Origin of the sequence: Fusicatenibacter saccharivorans, from assembly GCF_015557635.1 — a bacterium.
Lineage (GTDB): Bacteria > Bacillota > Clostridia > Lachnospirales > Lachnospiraceae > Fusicatenibacter > Fusicatenibacter saccharivorans.
Genome location: NZ_JADNOP010000040.1, coordinates 1 through 2,478, shown reverse-complemented (window position 1 = coordinate 2,478; position 2,478 = coordinate 1). Strand labels below are relative to the sequence as shown.

Below are 2,478 nucleotides of genomic sequence, written 5' to 3'. Positions count from 1 at the left end.
AAGATCAAGCGTTACGCTCGTGTGATTGAGGGACATATCCTCGATTTCAAACCGGGAAAACGCCGCCGCTCATAAACCCATACAACGAAAGGAAAGGAATGACTATGTGTACGGTAAAGGAAATTCAAGAAGCAATCCGGGAAGATTGCAAATCTCAGCATGACATGGATTCAACGGATATTGACCGAGTGATGCAAACACTTCCTTTCGCCCAGGAGGAGCCATTTACAGAGGCGCGTCCTCGAAAGCCGCTGTTTTGGTTCTATGCAAGAAAATTTGAAAAGTGTTGAACACCGCAATTCTTTGGAATGAGGATTGCGGTGTTTTTGTACCAAAAATTCGGAAGGAGTGAGGTCGATGGCCGTTTTTCGCATTGAACGGACCCGTGATTATACCGTGATGAGCAATCATCATTTACGAAATGCAAACCTGTCGTTAAAAGCCAAGGGACTGCTTTCCATGATGTTATCTTTGCCAGAGGACTGGAATTACACCACCCGTGGTCTTGCAAAGATCTGTAAGGAGGGCGTGGATGCCATAGGCGCTGCGTTGCGGGAATTGGAGGCTGCCGGTTACATTGTGCGGCACAAGCTGCGTGACCGGCAGGGACGCATCAGCGATACAGAGTATGTTATATACGAGCAGCCACAGCTTAGAAAACCGGATACGGATTCACCAGATACGGAAAACCCGTATATGGATAAACCGGATACGGAAAAGCCCGCAGAATTAAATATAGAGAAATCAAATACTCAAAAACAAAATATTTATGGATCAAGTACCGATTCCATTCCCTTCCGGGATTGCGCGGCAGATTGTCTGCCGGAACGGAAAGGAAGGGATGCGATGTCACTCACAGAGATAGAGAGTTATCGGGAATTGATTCAGGAGAATATCGGGTATGAATACCTGTGTCAGCAGTATGAAACTTATCGGGAGGATTTGGACGAAATTGTGGAGTTGATCGTGGAAACGGTCTGTGCAAAGCGAAAGACCACCCGTATTGCAGGAAGCGATTTTCCGCATGAAATCGTTCGTTCCAGGTTCTTGAAGCTGGATAACTCGCACATTGAGTTTGTCATGGACTGTTTACAGAAGAACACCACGGAAATTCGTAACATGAAGCAGTATCTTCTGACCGTTCTGTTCAATGCACCGACCACGATAAGCAATCATTACACCTCACAAGTAAATCACGATCTGTATGGCGGCTGGTAAATGGTCGCTTTTTTATTGCCCGGAACTGCCGGGAGAAAGGAGCAAGCATGATGTCTGAGGGAAAGACCATAGGGCAGCTGATGGAAGAAATGCGGGCAAAGGCAGGAGCGCAGAATTATCACGGTCATGGATATATGGACCTCCAGCGTTTTGCGGAGGACACCCGGCACATGATTATTTTTGATGTGCTGACGAACGATTCCCCTGTTGGCTGGAAAGGCGAACGAACCCGCCTGTTCCTGTCGGATACCGGTTATGAAAAAGCACTGGATAGTCAGGAAAAGGGGCAGATTAAGATTTTGAGCCACGCAAAGGTACGCCAGGGCAATCTGCACTATGACCATTCTGACCAGTTACGCTAAGGAGGGCGGTATGAAGCGTTATCTTCTGCGGCGGCTGGTGGTTCCGCCTTAGCAAAAAAAGAGATTCCCTGCAAACTTCGTGGAAAGGAGGCGAGAAAATGCAGGAAGAAGTGGAAAACAGAACTTTGACGCTGGTTGTCAGTGGAACAAAGTTTACCGGCAGAATGTTTAAGGCTGCCATAAGCAAGTACATGGCACATCGAAAGGAAAAGAAGCTGGAAAAACAGAGAAGCCGTGATGCGCCGGTTGTTCCGCATGGAAAACAGACTGTGAAGCAGCTTGTCGGGCAGAATCAGGGAATATCCAACATTGAGATCACAGACCCCTCTATCAAGGAGTTTGAGAAAATCGCCCGGAAATATGGTGTGGATTATGCGGTGAAAAAGGATCGCAGCAGTTCTCCACCAAAGTACCTGATTTTTTTCAAAGGCCGTGATGCAGATGCTCTGACAGCAGCTTTTACAGAGTACACCAACAAAAAGGTCAAAAAGGCAACGAAAACAGAGCGCCCGTCCGTACTGGCAAAACTTAACCAGTTCAAAGAGATGGTTAAAAATGCTGTGGTGGATCGCACCAAGCGAAAGGAGCTGGAACGATGAAAAAGACATTGGACATCAAAAAGCTCATTTTGCTGAATATGCCGTATATCCTGCTGGGGCTGTTTGCTACCAATTTTGGAGAGGCATGGCGAATGGCACAAGGGGCGGATGCTTCAGAAAAGTTTCTTTCGCTGGTTGCGGTTCTGCCTGGGGCGTTGCAAAGTTTCTGGCCAAGCCTGCATCCATTGGACTTGTTAGTAGGGCTGTGCTGCGGTGTTGGTCTGAGGCTGGCGGTGTATCTTAAAAGCAAGAACGCCAAGAAATATCGACATGGTTTGGAATATGGTTCGGCCCGCTGG

At 47.5% G+C, this 2,478-nt stretch carries 4 protein-coding genes and 2 pseudogenes; all 6 read left to right on the top strand.

Annotated elements, in window-relative coordinates:
- A pseudogene (locus tag I2G42_RS17120) lies at positions 1 to 75 on the top strand (DUF5720 family protein); the annotation flags it as partial.
- 23 nt (positions 76 to 98) lie between these two features.
- A complete protein-coding gene (locus tag I2G42_RS16135) occupies positions 99 to 290 on the top strand; it encodes a hypothetical protein (protein ID WP_005335946.1) in 192 nt (63 codons plus the stop codon).
- Between the two features lie 67 nt (positions 291 to 357).
- Complete coding sequence (locus tag I2G42_RS16130) at positions 358 to 1,218, top strand: DUF6017 domain-containing protein (RefSeq protein ID WP_007886611.1); 861 nt, start codon at positions 358 to 360, stop codon at positions 1,216 to 1,218.
- Positions 1,219 to 1,268: 50 nt separating this feature from the next.
- A complete protein-coding gene (locus I2G42_RS16125; RefSeq protein WP_044024580.1) occupies positions 1,269 to 1,580 on the top strand; it encodes a DUF5720 family protein in 312 nt (103 codons plus the stop codon).
- Between the two features lie 98 nt (positions 1,581 to 1,678).
- Positions 1,679 to 2,179, top strand: a complete 501-nt coding sequence (locus tag I2G42_RS16120; RefSeq protein WP_007886614.1) for a PcfB family protein — start codon at positions 1,679 to 1,681, stop codon at positions 2,177 to 2,179.
- Positions 2,176 to 2,478: pseudogene (locus I2G42_RS16115) on the top strand (recombinase); the annotation flags it as partial. The gene I2G42_RS16120 and the pseudogene I2G42_RS16115, both read left to right, overlap by 4 nt.

Coding starts and splice junctions, on each gene's coding strand:
- I2G42_RS16135 (WP_005335946.1), top strand. CDS start 99: ATGACTATGTGTACGGTAAAGGAAATTCAAGAAGCAATCCGGGAAGAT.
- I2G42_RS16125 (WP_044024580.1), top strand. CDS start 1,269: ATGTCTGAGGGAAAGACCATAGGGCAGCTGATGGAAGAAATGCGGGCA.
- I2G42_RS16130 (WP_007886611.1), top strand. CDS start 358: ATGGCCGTTTTTCGCATTGAACGGACCCGTGATTATACCGTGATGAGC.
- I2G42_RS16120 (WP_007886614.1), top strand. CDS start 1,679: ATGCAGGAAGAAGTGGAAAACAGAACTTTGACGCTGGTTGTCAGTGGA.